At 64.8% G+C, this 20,592-nt stretch carries 15 protein-coding genes; 7 read left to right on the top strand and 8 right to left on the bottom strand.

Annotated features, from left to right (window positions below; all coding sequences use genetic code 11):
* Positions 1 to 78: 78 nt before the first annotated feature.
* The gene (locus U1839_RS22335; protein ID WP_332805786.1) at positions 79 to 1,761 is read right to left on the bottom strand and encodes an eCIS core domain-containing protein; all 1,683 of its coding nucleotides are present in this window, start codon (positions 1,759 to 1,761) and stop codon (positions 79 to 81) included.
* A 417-nt stretch (positions 1,762 to 2,178) separates the two neighbouring features.
* Positions 2,179 to 4,155, bottom strand: a complete 1,977-nt coding sequence (locus tag U1839_RS22330; protein ID WP_332805785.1) for a putative bifunctional diguanylate cyclase/phosphodiesterase — start codon at positions 4,153 to 4,155, stop codon at positions 2,179 to 2,181.
* 232 nt (positions 4,156 to 4,387) lie between these two features.
* Here U1839_RS22330 and U1839_RS22325 point away from each other — a divergent pair, with 232 nt between their 5' ends.
* Positions 4,388 to 4,759, top strand: a complete 372-nt coding sequence (locus tag U1839_RS22325; RefSeq protein ID WP_332805784.1) for a hypothetical protein — start codon at positions 4,388 to 4,390, stop codon at positions 4,757 to 4,759.
* Between the two features lie 40 nt (positions 4,760 to 4,799).
* Complete coding sequence (gene asd / locus U1839_RS22320; protein WP_332805783.1) at positions 4,800 to 5,666, top strand: archaetidylserine decarboxylase; 867 nt, start codon at positions 4,800 to 4,802, stop codon at positions 5,664 to 5,666.
* A gap of 385 nt (positions 5,667 to 6,051) precedes the next feature.
* Here the strand turns inward: asd and U1839_RS22315 are convergent, their stop codons facing one another.
* Both U1839_RS22315 and U1839_RS22310 read right to left on the bottom strand, forming a co-directional pair.
* Positions 6,052 to 6,861 (bottom strand): DUF5681 domain-containing protein, encoded by an 810-nt coding sequence (locus tag U1839_RS22315; RefSeq protein WP_332805782.1) that lies wholly within the window; start codon positions 6,859 to 6,861, stop codon positions 6,052 to 6,054.
* Between the two features lie 42 nt (positions 6,862 to 6,903).
* Positions 6,904 to 7,182 (bottom strand): hypothetical protein, encoded by a 279-nt coding sequence (locus U1839_RS22310; protein WP_332805781.1) that lies wholly within the window; start codon positions 7,180 to 7,182, stop codon positions 6,904 to 6,906.
* A gap of 290 nt (positions 7,183 to 7,472) precedes the next feature.
* On the opposite strand from U1839_RS22310, the gene U1839_RS22305 reads away from it, so the two are divergent.
* The 4 genes from U1839_RS22305 (at position 7,473) to U1839_RS22290 (ending at position 14,463) form a co-directional block, all read left to right on the top strand.
* Positions 7,473 to 10,682 carry a TonB-dependent receptor gene (locus U1839_RS22305; protein ID WP_332805780.1) on the top strand — a complete coding sequence of 1,070 codons (3,210 nt, stop codon included), beginning with the start codon at positions 7,473 to 7,475 and terminating at the stop codon, positions 10,680 to 10,682.
* Positions 10,683 to 10,820: 138 nt separating this feature from the next.
* A complete protein-coding gene (locus U1839_RS22300) occupies positions 10,821 to 12,119 on the top strand; it encodes a glycoside hydrolase family 28 protein (RefSeq protein ID WP_332805779.1) in 1,299 nt (432 codons plus the stop codon).
* Between the two features lie 158 nt (positions 12,120 to 12,277).
* A complete protein-coding gene (locus tag U1839_RS22295; protein ID WP_332805778.1) occupies positions 12,278 to 14,176 on the top strand; it encodes an asparagine synthetase B family protein in 1,899 nt (632 codons plus the stop codon).
* Positions 14,173 to 14,463 (top strand): PqqD family protein, encoded by a 291-nt coding sequence (locus tag U1839_RS22290; RefSeq protein WP_332805777.1) that lies wholly within the window; start codon positions 14,173 to 14,175, stop codon positions 14,461 to 14,463. The genes U1839_RS22295 and U1839_RS22290 overlap by 4 nt, the downstream gene beginning before the upstream one ends.
* On the opposite strand, the gene U1839_RS22285 is transcribed toward U1839_RS22290, so the two are convergent.
* Positions 14,453 to 15,094, bottom strand: a complete 642-nt coding sequence (locus U1839_RS22285; protein WP_332805776.1) for a 2OG-Fe(II) oxygenase — start codon at positions 15,092 to 15,094, stop codon at positions 14,453 to 14,455. The genes U1839_RS22290 and U1839_RS22285 overlap by 11 nt on opposite strands.
* Before the next feature lie 2 nt (positions 15,095 to 15,096).
* Positions 15,097 to 15,249, bottom strand: coding sequence for a hypothetical protein (locus U1839_RS22280; RefSeq protein WP_332805775.1), 153 nt, complete (start codon positions 15,247 to 15,249; stop codon positions 15,097 to 15,099).
* 107 nt (positions 15,250 to 15,356) lie between these two features.
* Between U1839_RS22280 and U1839_RS22275 the strand changes: the two genes are divergently transcribed.
* A complete protein-coding gene (locus U1839_RS22275; protein ID WP_332805774.1) occupies positions 15,357 to 16,457 on the top strand; it encodes an acyltransferase family protein in 1,101 nt (366 codons plus the stop codon).
* A gap of 21 nt (positions 16,458 to 16,478) precedes the next feature.
* Here U1839_RS22275 and U1839_RS22270 read toward each other — a convergent pair whose 3' ends face one another.
* On the bottom strand, positions 16,479 to 18,320 hold the full coding sequence (locus U1839_RS22270; RefSeq protein WP_332805773.1) for a RiPP maturation radical SAM C-methyltransferase: 1,842 nt from the start codon (positions 18,318 to 18,320) through the stop codon (positions 16,479 to 16,481).
* Between the two features lie 160 nt (positions 18,321 to 18,480).
* Entirely contained in the window at positions 18,481 to 20,058 is a 1,578-nt protein-coding gene (locus U1839_RS22265) for a PAS domain-containing sensor histidine kinase (RefSeq protein ID WP_332805772.1), read from the bottom strand.
* Between the last annotated feature and the right edge of the window lie 534 nt (positions 20,059 to 20,592).

The following is a 20,592-nucleotide window of genomic DNA, read 5'->3' as shown; positions in this document are numbered from 1 at the left end:
GCCGCTTTGACGTCGCGCGGCGCGCTCGGTTCGCCGCGGCAAGCAACCGAACTCACGGCTCGCAGTCAGGATCGAGCGTCACATATATTCCAGCACATCAACGAGTTGGTCATTCTCCAGTTCGACCTCTGCCGGTACCAACGCGCGAACCGGGTCGAACAGCAGCGCGGGATTTATAGCGAGTTCCGCGATCGTCTCTTTGGCGCGACCGATCTTTTGCGCAGCGAGGTAAATCTGGCTAACCAGCAAAGCCCAGGGATCAGCCTTGACGGGCTTGGCCATAGCTTTAGCGAGGATGCTTGGGTTGATTAGCTGATCCCTGAACGTGCTTGCCGCGACCTGCCCACCCCAGATCGAGGTGTTGGACTCCTGTTCGAGCACATAAGCCCAAATTTGCCCGAACGACGTGCCTTCGGGCCGAACCTGCGCCGCTTCCAGATAACTCTGCGCACCCTCCGCGATCTGTGCGTAGCCCTTGTTGTGACCAAGAGTGCGATCCAGATAAGCGGTCATCGCTTGCTCATCCTGGGAAAGGTGAGCAATCCCGGCTTGTAGCGCGTCCCAGGCAATGGCCCGTTGCTCGACATCGGCCAAGGGATTGGGTCCCACCTCCTGCAAAATCTGTCGGCCGACGATCGATTGCAGATAGGTTGCCAAAGTCCCCAGCGCTCCAGCATCACTTTCCGCGAGGCGCAGGACCTTGGGATTCTGGCTGAAAGCATAGGCGACCTGCATGATCCGCAGGCTCCGTCGCGGATCGGCATCGCCGGCCGCCTCCTTGATGCCGAGATAGTGCGCAACAGCATCGCCGGCCTCGAGCGCGCGCGACTCTATGAGGATTTCGGAGGCGAGTTGATGCAAATTTTCCATGCCGGAATGCATCCTGTCCCGCCCATGGCCTCCGATGCGGGCCGGACGTGTTCCGAGCGACTCGGGCGCATCCGTCACGAAGGTTTCGTCACGGATAAAGATATCCTCGCCCACCGCCTCGCCATCGACCGCAAGGACGCGGAACCATCGGAAGAGATGGCCGGCACTGCGGTCGAACTCCGCGTGCACCTCCTGATTTGGCCCGCGGCGCGACCGCAGCTTCCGCGCGGTATCGATCTCCAACGCTTGGTTCTCGACGACTTCCTGACCTTCTTCGCCCTCCATGATCGAGCCGCCTCGGGCAGCGACGAGATGCGTGACACCCGTCACCGAAACCTGAACCTTCGCGCGCTGGGCGACGCCGGAAGTCGGCGCGGCAACGTCTGCGGACCCCATCGCGCCTTTGGGCAGGGCGTCGTGCCGGCTCGCCCGCGCGCCCATGATATCGGCTTCAGCTTCGAGCCCGACATCGTCATTGATGGCGACTCCTTGCTTCAACTGCCGCGTTGCCTTGACCTGCCCGCGCTTCTGCTGGACGACGTGCCACGCCTCGTGCGGCAGGTGGCGCTCCTGCCCAGGTCCGATGTGGATATCGCTGCCCTGGGCATAGGCATGCGCGCTGAGTTGCGCCGGCGCCGCCGAATTGCGGTGAACGCGGACATCGTCCATCGTCATGCCCGACATGGCCTCGAGGTTCAGCTTTAGCTGGTCGGGCAGGCCCGTGCCATTGGCGCGGATAACGGCCGGCGGACGGGCGATTCGGGCAGCCAGTGCGCGCTGCGCGACCAGCGCCGGCCGCGCATTGAGAAGCAAGGCAACATCTTCGAGCCTTTGCACCGCCGGTGCATGCGAGAAGGCGTGCCCCATGTTCGAAGAGACGGCGGACGTCACCGATGGGGCCAAACGCGACGGACGTAAAGGTTCGGCGATATCCCTCAAACCAAGGTCTCCTCCGCCGGCAGCTATGGCTCATTTTCGACGGCTCGAACAGATCTCCGCTCGTCATGTTGCGCGCGAAGCGCTCAGCCTGCTTGGAAAAATGGTCGATCGCGCAGCAAGAGGGGGCCGCAGTTGCAAGCGACGATCATGGGAGCGACGGCGCCGTCTTCAACGCAGCGAAACTGCCTCTTTGCAACCTGCTGCTCGCAACCATCGCCCGGCAACGAGATGTTGCGGCGCAATATTGCGGCGGCACAATATTGCGGGCATAGAAAACTGATTACTTCGCCTTTGCGATTACAGCCTGTGCCCCCAGGGCGACTGGATTTTCCGGTCGATCCCTGCACGCACGGGCGATCGGAAAGGCGGTCAACCGGCTCCCGCGCCAATCGACGAAGTTACGTCGCAGCCATCGATCGCCAGCGGCGCGGGTTTGCCGAAATAATATCCCTGGAACAGCTCGACCCCCATCGCCGAGAGCCGCTCGAACTGCGCGCGGGTCTCCACGCCCTCGGCGATGACGGAAATGCCCAGTCGCCGCGCGATAAGCAGCGTGCTTTCGATCACGGCGCCGCCATTGCCATCGATCGCCGACACGAACGACCGGTCGATTTTGACCGTCGTGACGGGCAAGCTCAACAGGCGTGACAGCGACGAATATCCCGTCCCGAAATCGTCGATCGACAGCGACACGCCGATCGCCCGCAAGCTCTCGATCGAAGACCGGGTCGCGTCGATATGGTCTTGCGCGAAAATCGATTCGGTCACTTCGAGCTCGAGTCGCCCCGCCGGCAACCCCGTCAGCGTGAGGATCTTGGCGACGCGCAACGCGAAATCGGCCTCGCGCAACTGCTTGACCGATACGTTGACCGCCACGATCGGCGCGTGTCGCGATGTCGTCCACCCGACCGCATCCGCGCATGCGCGCCGCAGGACAAGATCGCCCAGCGCGATGATGCCGTCGGATTCCTCGGCGATCGGGATGAATTCATCCGGGCTGACTGCGCCGAGCGTCGGATGATTCCACCGCGCCAGCGCTTCATAGCCGTGGATATGGCCGGTGCGCGCATCGAAGATCGGCTGATAATGCAGCACGAGCTGCTCGATATGGATGGCTTCGGTCAGCGCGCGCGACACATCGAAGTGGCGCTTTTGGGTGGCAGCATAAGATTCGCAAAAGGAAAGAACCTTGCCACGCCCCTGACGCTTGACCTCGGCCACCGCCAGATCGGCCGCCAGAATGAGCGCTTCGTGCGTCGTCGCGTCGGTCGGGAAGATCGCCAGCCCTGCCGACAGGCCGATCGAGATAGTCTGTCCCTCGACCTCGAAGGGCTGGTTGATCGCATCGATCAGCGCGTTGGCGATGCGCTCGGCCCGGCCGCAGGCGTCATCGCCATGCCCCAGCACCAGCACGAACTCGTCCCCGCCCCACCGCGCGAACATTGCACCGGCGGGCACCAGTCTCGTCACGCGCGCAACGGCCTCCCGCAGGACACGGTCCCCCACATCATGACCCATCGCGTCGTTGATCTGCTTGAACCGGTCGAGATCGAGGAACAGGGCCGCCGCTTCGCGGCCATTGTCGGGATCAAGATGCGCGTGCATCCATGCCAGTAGCCGTCGTCGATTGGGCAGGCCGGTCAGGCTGTCGGAATTCGCCGCGTTGACGAGCGCAGCGGTGCGCTCCTCGATCCGTTGCTCGAGGTCGCGATTGAGCGTTTGCAGATCGCGGACGAGGGTCAGATTTTCGCTCTTCAATGCGATGCTGTAACGAATGGCCCGATGGTTGCGGCGATGCACGAGGAGCATCACGACCAGAAAGACCAACCCCAAAAATGTCATTATCAGCCCTTGCTCGTCATGGCTGAACAGCAGCACGGAAGCGGGCCCGAGCATGATCGCGATGTAGATCCGACCTTCGCGAACCAGCGCCGCCATCACCCCCGTGCCGCCGGCGCCCAGTGCCGAGACGATGATCGCCAGCATATATTGGTCGGCGCCATGCGAGCGGCCGACGATCAGCGACAGGCCCGCCCATGAGGCGGCGGAAGCGTAAAGGCCGATACCGAACTGAAGGCGCCAACGCGCCGCCTGATGGGGCGTGCCGCCAAGGATGACGGCGCGCGTGATCCGCGCGCCATGGCTGAAGCGCGCGGCGGCGAGAAGCGCGGCCGCGACGAACCAGATCGCCGCCCAATGCGCGCCACCGGACCATAATATGATCGACACGCCGCCGCTGGCGATCACATTCATGCCGAGCATCGTCGTCAGGTTTTCATAGGATATCGCGAGCAGTTCCCGTTCGACGTCCGCACTGTCTCCTGCCTCACTGTCTCCTGCATGCATGGGGAGCGCCTTCATCCCTGTTGGTCGGGCGAGGTCGGGAACTATCGTTCCTCGATCTCGGGGGTGATCGGAACGCGCCGGACTCTCCTGTTCGCTGTCGGCTCCTTGGCGGCTTAGACCATTATAGGTGAAAGCCGCGGCGCCCCGGTGGCGCGACGAATCATTCGCGCCGGTTGCCACCCTGTGCCACACCCCGGTTGACCCGCGCGAAGCGCTGTGTCTTGGGGGCGATATGGCAAGATCCGCAACCGACATCGTGCAGGACGTGATCAATGCCGCGGTCGTCGATGCGATCGTGGCGTTGAAGGACGCGTCGCAGGGCCTCCCCAACGCGCTCATCCGCGACCTGGCCTCGATCCATGCCAACACGGCGTTCAACGATCTGCCGGCCGCGGTGCAAAAGGCGGTCGCCGCCAGCGTGCGCAATGCCTTCGCCCAGTTGCAGAAAGACGGTTACGTCATCGCCGATTCGAAAAGCGTGCAGCCGGCCGTGCGTCGGCCAGCGCCCCCCGTTGCCGCAGGCCGCGTCGATCGTCCGCCACGCCGCGACGCACCCAGGCCCGGTGCGCCCCGGCGACCGCCCCCCGGCAAGGGCAAGCGCTGAGGCCGCGCCGCGCGCACCGCGGCGAGCGCCCGTTTGATGGATGTCCAGCCTGACCATGTCCGATCGCCTCGCCATCCTGCTGCAACATCTGCTGCCCAAACAGGTGTTGACCCGCCTCGCCGGTCGCGTCGCCGGGACGCAGGGCAGCGCGCTCACGCAACCGCTGATCCGCTGGTTCGTCGGCCGCTACGGCGTCGACATGAGCGAGGCCGAAAATCCCGACATCGCCAGCTATGCCAGCTTCAATGACTTCTTCACCCGCCCGCTCAAGCCCGGCGCCCGGCCGCTCGCCGCCGCCGATTTCATCTGCCCGGTCGACGGCGCGATCAGCCAGTTCGGCGCGATCGACGACGGACACATGCTCCAGGCCAAGGGCCATCGCTTCACCACCACCGCGCTGGTCGGCGGCGATGCGACGCTGGCGGCGCGCTTTCGCCATGGCAGCTTCGCCAACCTCTATCTTTCGCCCAGGGATTATCACCGCCTGCACATGCCGTGCGACGGCAAGCTCCTGCGCATGATTCATGTGCCCGGCGCGCTGTTCTCGGTGAACCCGACCACGGCGCGCGGCGTGCCCAACCTGTTCGCGCGCAACGAGCGCGTGGTGTGCGTGTTCGAATCGCCCAGCGACGGGCCATTCGTCATGGTGCTGGTCGGCGCGACCATCGTCGGCAGCATGGCGACCGTGTGGCACGGCGTCGTCAACGCGAAGCGCAGCGGCAGGATTGCCGAATGGTTTTATGCCGATCAGGACATCATGCTGGAAAAAGGCGCGGAAATGGCCCGCTTCCTGCTCGGCTCGACGATCGTGATGCTGTTCCCGCAAGGCACCATCGCCTTCAATCCGGACTGGGCGCCCGAACGACCGGTGCGGCTCGGCGAGATGATGGGCAACCGTCCGGGTTGAACGGCTTGCGGCCGGCATAACGACATGCCGCAAGATGAGCCGCATTTCTCCCATGTTCCCCGGCGAAGGCCGGGGCCCAGTTGCGATCAGGGATTTGATGACCCCAACGCCCGTCGCAGCGTCCCCCAACTCGGCCCCGGCCTTCGCCGGGGAGCCGGGTAGGGATGACGGCTGGCGCGTTTCACAGTTCGGATTTCGCCGAGGCAGCTGCAGGCCTCATACCAAATTCCAGCGAGTAAGACTCTCTCAAGCCCCTCCCCTTCAGGGGAGGGGTTGGGGTGGGGCTTCTCCACGAGCGAGGCGCTTGCGGCACGGCCCCACCCCCAACCCCTCCCCTGAAGGGGAGGGGCTAAGGGTGCCGATCTATGAGATGCGGTATCACACCTCACGCCTCGTCGCCTTCCTCCTCCTCATCCTCCCGCTCAACCAGCGCCACGCGCAGCCGCGGCGGCACCTCCCGGTCCAAGACAAAGTAGAAATTCCGCCACTCCGCCATTTCCGCCGTCAGCGCCGCGCGTTCGGCCTCGTCGGTCGCCGTCTCCAGCGCCGTCTCGCACTGCGTGAATTTCTCCTGGCAGGCCGCGCGCACCTCGATCGCCGTGTCGAGCCGCTTCTGCTCCTCCGCCGTCATCGGCCCCCTGACCTCGCCCTGCCCCGTACGCGGATTGACATAGACGTCGTCCGGGTGCGGCAATTGCCCCGGCGGCAGGCCGTGCGCGCCCTGTTCGCGCAGCACCTCTTCCCAGTGTTTCTTGTAGTCGATCATCGCCCCGATATGGCGGTCATATTCCTCGGCCTGTTCGCGTTCGACCTGGCGGACGATCTGCGTCCACAAATGCTGCGCGATGCGGTTGCCGCCGATCGCCGCGTTTGCCATCGCGCGGAACACCGCGCGGTTGGTCGGCACCTTCACCTCGCGCGCGCCGTCGCGCACCTTCACTTTGCGATACGCCTCTTCGAGGATCATGCGCCGCGTCGGCTGGTCGCTCCCCAGCGGGCGCCACGGCTCCCGCGCCTCCTCCTTCCGCTTTTTCTTGCGCCCCGCCGGGTTGCCCGATTGGCCCTTCTTGAAGCGATATTCGATCGGCGGCACGCGCCACAGCGGCGCGTGAACCGTGACCGACCCGTCCTCCGCCTCCTCGCCGCCCGCGCCCGTCGCCGCATCCGTCGCCTGTTCGTACCCGCCTTCGCTCATCGCCTTCCTCCATCCATGCGAGGCACATCGCCCCGGCCCGATTCAATCGCCGCGGCAAAGCGCGCAGGGTTGCGCGCGAATCACCACAACACGGGAATCGCCGATTTGGTGAAAGCGTTGAATCATCGCGTCGCGCAGCGGCCCCTGCCGCCCCCTCCCGCGCCAGCCGCGCTCCCCTGCTTCGCGCGCATGTCTCCCCTGCTTTTTCTTGGCAGGGGAGAGCGCCGCTATACCGTTGGGATAGAACGAGCAAAATCGCCCGAAATTGCCCGAAACGGGTGGATTTTTTCGCCGCGCGAAAAATGCAGGGTAGATCGGCATCACGGTCGCCCGCGCCGCGCGCCACGATCGTCTGCGCGCGGCCGCATACAAGGCGCGTCGCTTCGCCCCCAGGGCGCGACGCCCATCCCTGCCGCGACATGCGGCCGTCCCAGACCAATCTTGCCTCCGCAACGATCTCACCGTTGCAACGGGAAAAAGAAATTGATACCGGTGTCATCAGGGGAGCACGGCGATAAGCCGGCGAACACCGGGGGAGGATCAGGATGGCAAGCGTCGATCGCGCGTGGCTGAAGCACACAACGGCTCGTTTCATCATTGCCTTGAGCATCATGGCACCGGTCCCGGCCGCCTTCGCGGCCGACGCACCGCCCAAGGCGCCGGCCGCGCCCGAACCTGCCGCGGCGCCCGACGACACCAGCAAGGACGTCATTGTTACCGGTTACCGCTCCTCGCTCGCCAGCGCGCTGAGCCAGAAGCGCCAGTCCAACCAGATCGTCGATGCGATCACCGCCGAGGATATCGCCAACTTCCCCGACGCCAATCTCGCCGAGTCGATCCAGCGCCTGCCCGGCGTGTCGATCGACCGCGACAATGGCGAGGGGCGCACGATCACCGTGCGCGGCCTTGGCGGCGATTTCCAGCAGGTCCGCCTCAACGGCGCCGACGCGCTGAGCGTCTCGGGCGGCAACCAGTCAGATTCGGGCGCCAACCGCTCGCGCGGCTTCGATTTCAACACCTTCGCGTCGGAACTGTTCGGCGGCATCACCGTCACCAAATCGACCGCGGCGTCGAACGACGAAGGCTCGCTCGGCGCGATCATCGATCTCAACACCGGCCGCCCGCTCGCCAGCAAGAAGAACCGCTACGCGCTAGGTCTCGAGGGCGAATATCGCGAGAATGGCAAGACCTGGAACCCGCGCCTCACCGCGCTGGTCTCGCAACACCTCACCGACAATTTCGCGGTGATGGCGACACTCGCCTATCAAAAGGAACGCCAGTCGATCGACGCCTATCGGCGCAACCCCGGCCAGTTCGAATATGCCTATCGCAATTCGCAGCTCAACGGCGTGACGCCCAACACCTATGGCTTCGCGCGCCCGTCGAACCAGGGCAGCGGCGCGACCTTCGGCTCGGATCCTGCCGCCTATGCGTTGGTCACGCCGACCACGCTCATCCCGGCGCTCGCCTCGATCACGCACCAGGATCTGTCCTATCAGCGGCTCGGCGCGACGATGACCGCGCAGTGGCGCCCGACCGAGCATACCGAAATCATCATCGACGGCGTCTATTCGCGCTACACCCAGGACAGCACCGTCAGCGGCATCACCACCGTCGGCCTCAACCGCAACGGCACCAATGCGCGCGTCACGCAGAACACGTTGCGCGCCGTCAACACCGCCAACGGCCTCGCCGACCGCGTCGCGCTCTATCCGAGCTGCACCCAGAGCGCGACGCTCGACTGCGGACAGGCGCAGAACGGCACCACGCTCGTTGCCGGCACGCGCGCCAGCTTCAACCCCAACAATCTCCAGCCGTTCGACTATTACAATTCGACCGTCTCGCCGGGCTACATCGCCAATGCCAACCAGATCGCCTATTACAACGAGCTGATCGGCCGCCCCAACACGCAGATCCGCGCCGCCAACGTCAACGCCGCCGGCGAGGCCGATTATCTCGTGCTCGACAATGTCGACTGGCGCAGCTCGGCGGATTCGCAATCGGGCAAGACGACCTTCAAGCAGCTGACCGTCAATTTGACGCAGGATATCGGCGAGCGGCTGCACTTCACCGGCACGGCCGGCTATTCGGAATCACGCTTCAGCGGCCGGGGCTACCTCACCGAGTTCAACGCGATCGACAAGGCCGGCTTCACCTATGATGAGCGCGGCGGCGGCAAGATGCCGGTGTTCAACCCCGGCTTCGACGTCGCCAACCCGGCCAACTGGTCGCTGGTCAAGGGCCTGTCGACAATCCGCATCTTCACCGACGATGTCCGCAACTCGTTCCGCGTCGCGCGCGGCAACCTCAGCTGGGATGTCAGCGACGAGGTCAAGCTGCTCGCCGGCCTGACCTGGAAGCAGTTCCGCTATTCCAGCCTCCAGGCGCGCAACAACACCACGATCGAGGCGATCAACCCGACGCTCGCCGAGGCCAAACTCAACATCACCGATCTCGGCAAGACCGTCAGCTTCGGCCAGGGCATCACCGTGCCCGCCGGCACACCGACCAGCTTCTACGTCCCCGATCTCGGCAAGTTCATCAACGCCTTCGGCATCGACTGCAACTGCATCAACAAATATTCCGATTACCGGCTGGTGCAGGATGGCCGCCAGGCCAACCTCGTGCGCGAGACCGATCTGTCGGGCTTTATCGAGGCCGATTGGGACGCGCAGCTATTCGGCGCGCCGTTCCGTGGCAATGTCGGCGTGCGTGTCGCCCGGACCCGCGTCGATGCGACCGGATCGGTCGGCGGTGCCGGCAACGGCGTGCTCGGCGTGGTCGCCACCGCGCAGAACGAATATACCGACGTCCTCCCCTCGACCAATCTCGTCTGGGAACCGCTCGACAATTTCCTCGTCCGCTTCGCTGCCGCCAAGGTCATCGCCCGGCCCCAGCTGTCCTCGCTCACCCCGGGCACCACCTCGTTCCCGACCGGGCTCAGCAGCAACGGCTCGGCACCCTCGGTGACGGTCGGCAATCCCTATCTCAAGCCGTTCCGTGCGACCAATCTGGACCTCAGCTTCGAGCGCTATTTCGGCAAGAACGGCCTGATCTCGGTCGCGCTGTTCCTCAAGAAGCTCGACAATTTCCCGCAGCAGACCGCGGGCGAAGTGCCGCTCTCGTCGGTCTATGATCCGGCGACCTACCAGCTCGTGCTCGCCTCGATCACCAGCCCGACTTTGCTCGCTTATACCCAGGCCGACGGCGTCTACGCCGTGCGCCAGTATAACGACGCGCCCGGCGGCGTGATCAAGGGCATCGAGCTCAACGTGCAGTCGAACTTCAGCTTCCTGCCGCACCCGTTCGACAATTTCGGCATCACCGCCAACTATACCCACATCGCCTCGCGGTTGAGCTATCTCACTGGCTCGACGCTGGCGACGGTGCAGGGCCAGACCGGCTCGACCGCGGGCAATACATATGCCGACGCGCCGTTCCTCAACACCTCGCCCAACGCGTTCAACGCGACGCTTTATTATGAGGACAAGAAATTCTCGGCGCGCGTCTCGACCGCCTACCGCACGCAATATGTTAACAAATTCCCACTCGCGACGGGCACGTGCAGCGTCGGCACCACCACCAATGCCGGTGCCGCGTGCAACTCGCCGGTCGTCGCCGATTTCGGCTACACCGCCAACACCTTCAACCTCGACTTCTCAATGAGCTATGCCGTCACAAGCTTCGCCAAGGTGTCGCTCGAAGGCCGCAACATGACCAACGCACCGCAATATCGCACGATGTATTCCGCCAACCCGCTCAGTTCGCTCTACGCCGGCACCGGTCGGATCATCACCGCCGGCCTGCGCGTGGTGTTCTGAACCACATACAAAGCCCCTCCCCTTCAGGGGGAGGGGTTGGGGTGGGGCAGTCCCGCAAATGCCGGTCTCAGTGAGACATCCCCCACCCCCAACCCCTCCCCTGAAGGGGAGGGGCTAAGACCCGGAGTATCCTTCCCCATGACCCTGCGCCCTGCCCTGCTCGCCGCCCCGGCCCTGTTGCTCATCGCCGCGCCCGCCACCGCGCAGGACCGCCGCACCGTGACCGAGCCGCGCCTGCCCACCTCCGCCTGCGTCACGCTCCAGCCCGGCCAGGGCAACCGCGCCGGAGACCTCCAGCAAGCACTCGACACATGCAAGGGCAAGACCGTGAAACTGGCCGCCGGCCGCTACGACAGCGGGCCGCTCGAATTTCCGATCGATACGACGCTGTGGCTCGACAAGGGCGCGCTGCTCGCCGCGATCCCTGACCCGCGGCTGTTCGACGACGGCACCGGCGCGTGCGGCACGATCGACCAGCGCGGGCGCGCCTGCCGGCCGTTGATCCATATCGCCGACGCGAGCGACGTCGCGATCGTCGGCGACGGCACGATCGACGGCAATGGCGGCCAGGTCATGGCCGGCAAGACCGAGACCTGGTGGCAGCTCGCGCGCCGCGCGCAGAAGGAGGACGGCCGCCAGAACGTCCCGCGGCTGATCGTCATCGATCGCGGGCGCAATGTCACCCTGTACCGTGTGCGGCTGGCCAACTCGCCCAATTTCCACGTCACCGCCAACCGCGTCCAGGGCCTAACCGCCTGGGGTGTGATCATCGACACGCCGGCCGATGCGCGCAACACCGACGGCATCGATCCCGGCGCGAGCGACGACATCACCATCGCGCACAGCTTCATCCGCACCGGCGACGACAATATCGCGATCAAGGCCGGCAAGACCGGCGGCACGCGCTTTGTCTCGATCCTCGACAATCATTTCTACAGCGGCCACGGCATGTCGATCGGCAGCGAGACCAATGGCGGCGTCAGCCATGTGCTGGTCCGCAACCTCACGCTCGACGGCACCACCTCCGGCTTACGCATCAAGAGCGACGTCAGCCGTGGCGGGCTGGTCGAAGACGTCCGCTACGAGAATGTCTGCCTGCGCGACAACAAGCGCCCGATCGACCTCTACACCGCCTATGATGCCGGCGCGAAGGGCGACCTGACCCCGCATTATCGCAGCATCATGTTCAGGAACGTCGTCGGCACGTCCGGCCGCCTGATCGCCAATGGCTATGATCCGCGTCACGTGATGGAGGTGACACTCGATGGCGTGCGCTTTGCCGAGGGCACGAAGTGGGAAACCACCAATGCGCGCTTCACCATCGGCACGGGCGGCGCCTCGCCCCTGCCCGAGGGCGTGACGAGCACAACCCCGGTGACGACCGGCCGATGCGCTGACGCGTTCGTCCCGTTTCCCGAGCGCGCCCCGGCGGGCTGACCACGCCGCTTAGCTTCGGCTAGCGCGCGCAGCCGCCAAAATGCTTGCGAAACCGGCGCCCACGCGTGATGGCGTGCCGCGACGATGGATGATCGCGGCGGTGGGGAAAACGGGATGAACGATGTCGCGCGCGCACCCTCGGCAGCAGGGCCGGCAGCGTGAGCGCAATCGCCGGTGCCGTGCTGGTCGATGGCCGCGACGCGCCGCAGCGGTTGCTCGACGACATGATCGCGTCCGCCGCACGGCGCGGCTTCGATGGCGCGACGACGTGGCGCGACGGGCCGGCCGGGCTGATCCGCTTCGCCCATGCCACCACCCCCGAAGCGGTCGGCGAAACCCAGCCGCTCCCCGGTGACGAACCGGGCAGCGCGATGCTGCTCGATGGCCGGCTCGACAACCGCCCCGAACTGCTCGCCCTGCTCGGGCGGCAGGGAGCGGCGCTGGTCCGTGCGCCCGACGTCGCCATCGCGCTCGCGCTCCACACCCGCTTCGGCGACGATTTCGTCAAACACCTCGTCGGCGACTTCGCCGTTGCGCTATGGCAGGGCCGCATGCGCCGCCTGTTCCTCGCCCGCTCACCCTATGGCTGGCGCCCGCTGCTGTGGAGCTTCGCTGGCGGCACCTTCGCCTTCGCTACCGAGCCGCGCACACTGGTCCGTGGGCTCGGGCTGGACCGCACCCTCAACGAAGGCGCGATCGGCGAGTATCTGTCTGCGCGCTTCATTAGCCAGACCGACACCTTCTGGCAGCAAGTCAGCCGCCTGCCGCAGGGCAGCGCGCTCGTGCTCGAGAACGGCCGGATACGGCAATGGCATTGGCACGACGGTCCGTTCGAGGATCTCACCGCGCTGTCGGCCGAGGACCATGTCGCGCGCTTCCGCGACCTGTTCGATCAGGCATTGGTGTCGACCAATCGTAGCAGCACGGCGCTGTCCTCACAGCTGTCGGGCGGCCTCGATTCCTCGTCGATCGTCTGTCGCGCGACCGAGCTCTATCGCGCCGGCAAGCTGGGTCGCCCGGTCAGCGCGATCAGCGCGCGCTTCCCCGGCCAGCCGCACGACGAAAGCGAATATAGCAGCGCGGTCGAGGCGCATCTCGGCATCACCGCCAAGGTCGTCGGCGCGACACCCTTCGACCCCGATGCCGCGCGGCAATGGGCGGCGGACAGCTATCAGCTGCCGCTGCGGCCCAACGTCCTCGATACGCTGGCGAGCGCCTGCGTCCGGCTGCGCGGGGAAGGCGAGCGCGTGATGCTCGGGGGGGAAGGCGGCGATGACTGGCTCAACGGTTCGCTGGCGCACTGGCCCGATCTCATCATGCGCGGTCGGTTGGGCCGGCTGTGGCGCGACGCCAGCGAGCAATGGCCCGACGAACCCTTCCACGTCGTCGCGCGCCGCGCACTGTTCCACGGCGGCGCGCCGCTGGTCAGCCCGCGCCATCGCCGCCGCCTGCTCCGCCCGCACCTCGACTATGATCTGGACGCACCCGACTGGCTGCAACCCGACTGGGCGAAGAAGATCGATCTCGAGAATCGCTGGCGGCAGGATGCCCTGCCCGTCCGTCTTCCCGGGGTGGCGCAGAAGATGCGCTACGGCGTGTTCGCGCTGGCGCGGCGCCATATCAATGTCGACAATGCGCTCGCCTTCAGCGAGAGCCACGGCATCGAATTGCGCCACCCGTTCCACGACCTGCGACTGGCGCGCTTCTACATGGGGGCGTCGGGAAGCGTGCTACGCAAGGATGGGCAGAAAAAATACATCCTGCGCGAGGCGATGCGCGGTACGTTGCCCGAAAAGGTCCGCACCCGCACGACCAAGGCCGCCTTTGTCGGTCACACCGTCGACGCGATCGCGACCTTGTTCCGCCAACGCCCGCCCGAGGACATGCTCAGCGCGAAGCTCGGCTGGATCGATCCGGCGCGGATTCGCGCGATGCATGCCGGCTTCCAGGCGTGGCGCGACAATGGCTCGACCGGCCCCTTCCCGACCACCGCATGGGCGCCCGTGTGGTTCGCGGTGTCGCTCGACATCTGGCTCGAACAGGCAGCAGGCATATGACCGACATGACCCTTGATGACGACAGCATGATCGCCCGCCGCGCGACCCTGATCGCGGCACAGATCGAGGAGCAGGCGATGCTGATGGATCTGGAAAGCGGCGCGATGTTCCAGCTCAATCGCACCGGCGCGCGGATCTGGGACCTGGTCGAAGCGCCGCGCACGCTCGCCGACCTCGTCGCCACGCTCGCCCAGCGCTTTCCCGACGCCGGCGAGACGCTGCGCGACGATGTCGCCGCGTTCGTTGCGCAGATGCGCGACACGGGCTTGCTCGAGATCAGCGCCTAGCGCGGTACACCCAGCAATTCACCGCGAAGCGCGAATCCGCGAAAGCGCGCGAGGGACAGGACACCGGCATCACCTCGTGCGGCCCCCATGAGGGAAAGACCACCATCCGGTTGTCGATCGGCGCGATATCCTGCCCGGCATCGCCCGGCTCCGCGCCGAGCCGATGCAGGCGCAACGCCCCGCCGGTGAACGCCTTGGGCGCACGGTGAAAATAATGGACGGCGCTCAGCAGCCGGTCGCCGCGCGTCTTCATGCCGCTGGCATAGGTATCGCTATGCAGGTGAAAATGCGCGCCGTCATTATGCGCGGCAAGCTCGAGCTCGATGTCGTGGATGTCGAACGGCGTCACACGCAACTGCGCGACCCACCCCGGCACCGCCGCGGTGACACGCGCGCGCAAAACCGCGTCGAGCGGCCCGAGGTCGCGCAAACTGCTCGCCCGACGAACGCTGTCATCGACAATGCCGCCGGCCAAAGACGCAGGCGCAAAACGCGCCTCGTTCGCCAGCGTCCAGGCAAGCAGAGCGTCGCGGTCGGGCAATCCGAGAAATTGATCGATGACCAGCGAGGGTACGATCAGACCGGGCTTTACCTGCCCCGTGATCTTTACCCCGTCGCCGCTGGCGGGCACGCTCAGCTGAGGTTGCTCAGCCCGTCATTCGGCTTGAACGAAATGCCCTGCGCAGCGCCGACCGGTGCGTAGCTGGTCACTTCGGGCTTGACCCATTGCTCGCTCGCGGCGGCCACGGATTCGGTCGAAGCAAGGTCCTTATCGCATTCGGACATATTTAATCCCCTGTTTCACAGGCATCATAGTAGCGAGGAATGAATGAATCGCAAAGGATTTTGATCGGCATGGCGTGGGACGATACCATAGACACCGGCACAACCATTTGATTAACAAAGAGATCATTTCCACCGAGCAGCCAGAAATCGTTCCGGATTCGCAACATGGGACGATCACAGGCGTACAGTATCTACGCGGCGTTGCGGTGCTCGCGGTGGTGGTGAGTCACTGCACCAGCCTGACCAGTGGCGGCCTGCACATCGCGCCCTTGCTCGGCGGAACGCTCGAACATGGCCGGCTCGGGGTCGATATGTTCTTTCAGATCAGCGGCTTCATTATCGCGATCGTCTCCCTGTCCGGCCCCCGCCTGACCCCTGCCATCGGCTTCGGCCCCTTCCTGCTGCGCAGGTTCATCCGCATCGTCCCGCTGATGTGGATCGCCGTGATCTGCTTTGCGGCGCTGCAATGGTTCGGCCATGTGCGTGGCGAGGGCTGGAGCTATGTTCGCGCGATGTTGCTGTTGCCCGGTAATCTCGCGCCGGCGCTGATCTGGACGCTGCGCCAGGAACTGATCTTCTACCTCATTTTCGCGCTCGGCTTCCTGAGCAGCGGCAAGGCGCGCATCCTGCCGATCTTGTGGTTCGCCGCGATCCTGCTCGTGCCGCGCGGGCCACAGACATATTGGTCGCACGATGCGCCGCTGTCGCTGCTGCTCAACCTGCGCAATCTCGGCTTCGGCGCCGGCCTGCTCACCGCGTTACTATGGTTCCGACACACCAGCGAGCTGCGCTTTCGCTCACCTGTCGAACCACTGTTGGTACTCGCTTTCGCCGCAGCGCTCGTCATCTTCGGGATCATGCCAATGCTGCCGGTCGATAGTGGCATCGGTCCCACGCTGCTGCTGCTGCCCCTATTGTTGTTTGCGGCGCACGTCGAATGCCCGCCGGGATGGCCGCGACGCATCGGCGAGCTCTTCGGCAATGCGTCCTACGCGATCTATCTTTTTCACTATCCCGTGATTTCGGTGCTCATCGCGCTCTGTCGGAAACTGGCACCCGCGAGCGAGCCCTGGCTGGTCTTGCTGACATGTCTGGTCATTTCGACCGGGGCCGGCGTCGCCGCGCATCTCCTGCTGGAACGACCGCTGCTCGCGGCCATCCGTCGTCACATCGCGCGCGGTCGAACGGCATCGGCGGCGCGGCCCTGACGCGCGCGGCGCCGGCGCGGATCAGGCCGCGACCCGTCCCGCGCCGCGCGCCGCGACCGGCGCCGCCTGATCGTCTCCGCGTTCGGCCTTGGCTCGCACGACCTCGGCCCTGGGCCGCACGACGATGCTCATCAGGATCCCTTCATGCTCGATGACGAAGTCGCGCGCGATCAGGGCATCGACCAGCGCGGCATTCGCGGCATCGAGCGCATCACGCACGCGCGGCTTTTCGAGCGCGATCAACAAGGCGCGTTGCTCGGCCGATAGCGGCGTCATCGTTTCGCCCGCGACGGCACGGGTATCGACGACCATCGCCGCGCCGCCGACGTCGACCAGCTGCAAGACGGGCGCCCGCGCCCCGGACCAGGCGACGCGCCAAGCCTCTATCGCTGCGCGCATCCCTGCGACGAGATCGGGCCGGTCGAGAAACGCGGTCGTATAGTCGCCGGTGAAATGATAGGCGATCTCTTCCGTCGCTACGCTTTCCGGATAGAGCGCGCGATACGCCGGCTGCGGCGTCACGGCGCCAATGCCCATCGCGATCGGGTCACGAAAATAGGGGCTGTAGCGGTCGATCACGATCCGTGCCCAGCCGCCCGGCGGGTAGAGATGGTGTAGCCGCGGCATCAGCGCGATCATCGCGGCATAATCTTCCGCCGCCTCGCCCGGGAAACCGTACAGAATATTCCAGTGCACCTGCAGGCCGACGGCACTGCAATGCCGCAACAGGGCGATGTTCTGGTGCGCCGACACACCCTTGCGCATCAGCTTCAGGATATCCGACGACAGCGATTCGATCCCGGGCTGGATCGCGACGATGCCGCCGCGCACCATCGTCGCGACATGCGTCTCGGTCAGGTTGGCCTTGACCTCGTAGAACAGATCCAGCCGCGCGCCATCTTCGGCCAGCCTGGGCAACAGGGTATCGAGATAACCGCGCGGCATGATGTTGTCGGTCATCATCACGGTATCGACCGGCCATTGGCCGAGCGCCGTGAGTTCCTCGACGACCCGCGCCGCCGACTTCTCGCGGAAGGCCATCCCGTCATTGTTGAGCCCACAGAACGTACAGTGGCTGCGCGCCCCCCACCAGCAACCGCGCGAGCTCTCCGCCATCAAATAGCGCGGCAGCCCGGCGGGGAGCGCACCTTCCGCCTGATAGACACGCAACGCCGCGAAGAAGTCTGTGAAATCGGGTGCGAACACCTTCGTCATGTCACGGATCGGCTCGCTGTCGATCACCCGCGCGGAGGGCCGCTCGCCATGACGGATCAGCCGCTCGCAAAAGTCGGGGAAGTCGATGTCGGCCTCACCGGTGAAGAAATGGTCGACCCATGGGAATGCCTTGGCAAGTCCGTGCCCAAGCGGCCCGGCGACATTGGGGCCGCCCATTACGATGACGATATCGGGCGCAGCCGCCTTCACGCGCAGCGCAAGCGCCGATGCCGCAAGATTCTGCTGGAAGCCCGAAGTGATGCCGAGGATGCGCGGTGCCAACGCAAGAACGCGGGCGACCAGGTCGTCGAGCGCCGGGCCGATCGCATCGGTGATCGCATCGTGAACGGTCTGGAGCCGGTCCGAAAGCTGGTGCGGTTCGGGCAGCCCGGCGACCGCTTCGGGCGGGTAGGCGTAGCGGCGATAGAGTCGCTCGCCCACGCGCTGCTTCATCGGTGAATCATAGACAGCGTCATAGACATCGAGGCCGGCGCGCGCCGCCAGCATCATGCCGCCATAGACGATGCGCGTGGTCAGGCCGCGCGCCGTGCACGCGCTCTTGAGGATCGCGGTCGCAAGGTTGGGATGGTGCACCGATTCAAACGGCGGCACGACCAGACATATGTCGATGGCACGATCATCCGGCATAGTGAGAAGGCACAACCCCGTGGCTCGAATCCGCCAAAGCCGGGGTGGCAGTATCCTTGTTGTCTGTCCAGCCGGCGGCCTCTTTCCCAACGGGCTTTGTCGTCCGTGCAACCACGACAGTCGACCGACGCGCCATCACGCAGGCTTCGAAAATGCGGAGTCACGCGCGCAGCAAGAAAGCGGGGCTTTCGACGTTCTTGATCGAGAAGCTGAACCGCGCCCCGTCTGCGTCATTGTGATCGAGCCAGATCTTGCCGTCATGTGCTTCGACGATCGTGCGTGAGATCGACAGACCAAGCCCCATCCCTTCTGCCTTGGCCGAACTGGTCCATTCGAACAGCGTTTCGATCTCGGTGACCGGAACCCCCGGACCGTTATCCTCGACGGAGATGATGATCCGGTCGCCCTCGACGGTGCTCGACAGCGTAACGAGCCCGCGATCGGGCGGGTCGAAGGCGTCACAGGCGTTTCTGACCAGGTTGATGATCACCTGCTGCAATTGCACGCGATCGCCTTCGGCCCACATGCCGATCCGGACGTGATCGCGGATCGAAATGCCGACGGGTTTGCCGATCCGGACGAAATCAACCGCCTCGGCAACCGCCTTCTTGAGGTCGAACGGCTCCCGGACCGGCTCACCCTGCTTCGCCATGGTCCTGATCCGGACGATCAGATCGCGCGCGCGCGCCGCGGCGGCAGCGATCTTCCCGAGACAGTCGTCGAGCGTTCCGCCGGATTTTCCGCCCGCATCGACAAGCTGGCGGCTAATCTCGACATAGTTCGAGATGATCGTGAGTGGCTGGCTGAGCTCGTGCGACAGCGTCGCGGCCATCGTGCCCATCGCGTTCACTCGTGCAAGATGGATCAACTGCGTTTGCAGGAGCTTGACCTGTTCGATCGCGACCATGTGCGCGGTGACGTCATGCCCCTCGCAGAACAGGCCGGTAATCTCGTTTTCGGCGTTCCGGGTCGGCTGATAGATGAAGTCGAGAAAGCGCCGCGCTTCGCCCTCCCCCGCGCCACCCTTAAGGTCGAGCGGCGCAGCACTTCCGACAAATGCCTCTCCGGTGCCGAACACATGATCGAGAATGCGGATGATGCCCTGCCCCGTCGCTTCCGGCACGGCCTCCGCCATCGTTTTGCCCAAAAGGGCCCGATTGCCCATCAATGTGCGAAAGGACGTATTGGCGAAGGTGAGACGGTGATCAGGACCTTCGGTCGTCGCGATGAAGCCCGGTGCATGCTGATAAAGGGCGTGCAACTGGTCCCGTTCCTTGCGCAGCCGGGCAACATGCCGCGTGAGATCGACGAATGAGAGGCAATGCTGGACGACATTTCCGAGATCGTCATTGACCGGATTGATCGACACTGCCGCGAGAAAGCGGCGCCCATCCCGGCGACAGCATTCAATCTCCAATATTTCTCCAGCACTGTCCTCAAACTCGGCTTCGATGCTCGCCCGAATCGTCGGGTCGGCCGGGTCGGGGTGATCGAGCGGATCGGCAAGCAGGAAATCGAAATCCCGGGCGAGGAGTACGTTCCGCTCGTAGCCGGTCAATCGCAGGAAGCTGTCATTGGCGAAGATGATGGCGTGCCCGGATCCCCGCGCGTCGGTGAACAGCGTCGGCATGCGGGTCTTTTCGGCCGCAACGACGAACGGACCCAGTGCCTCGCGAAATCCTTCCACTTCGACCTTTGCAGTCTCTTGCGCTTGCGAAGTCTGCACCGGTTCGACCATATTAATCTGCCTTCAATGTTGCGTCGCCGAAATGCCGGTACGATTTCCCGTTCGACCATACGTCTTTCCCCGGACATGTCGCGTCGAACATCCGGGCGCCGACCGTTCCCATCGGGGCCGCCTTCCTCAGCCACGACATCGGAGTCCGCCTAGCGATGATCGCCGCGTTCTCCCACCGCAAGGGAAACACGGCGATGTCTAATTCGTTGATAGATCGCATGTCGTATCGCAGTAGTACTGTATAGATAAGTGCAAGTAGAATCGCAATCCCTGCCGATTAGATCTACTTGATTATTTCGGCACCGAAACTCTCTTGGCACTCCCCGCAGGATTCACGCCGCATCAATTGGACAGCGCTGTCGCCATTCTCGGGCCGCACCACTGAGTGCCAGCAGTCGAGTCACCCGTGACTTCTCCTCTTAGAGCCCGAGCGGAAAGTGGTTGAGCGATATCAGTAGGTTGTGATTCACCGTCGTTGTCGAGACGATAGGAGAAGCAGATGGCCTGGACTGATACCGCCCGCCGGCAACATAG

It is taken from the genome of Parasphingomonas halimpatiens (genome assembly GCF_036663795.1).
GTDB lineage: Bacteria > Pseudomonadota > Alphaproteobacteria > Sphingomonadales > Sphingomonadaceae > Sphingomonas.
This window is presented reverse-complemented; position numbering and strand designations above follow the sequence as displayed.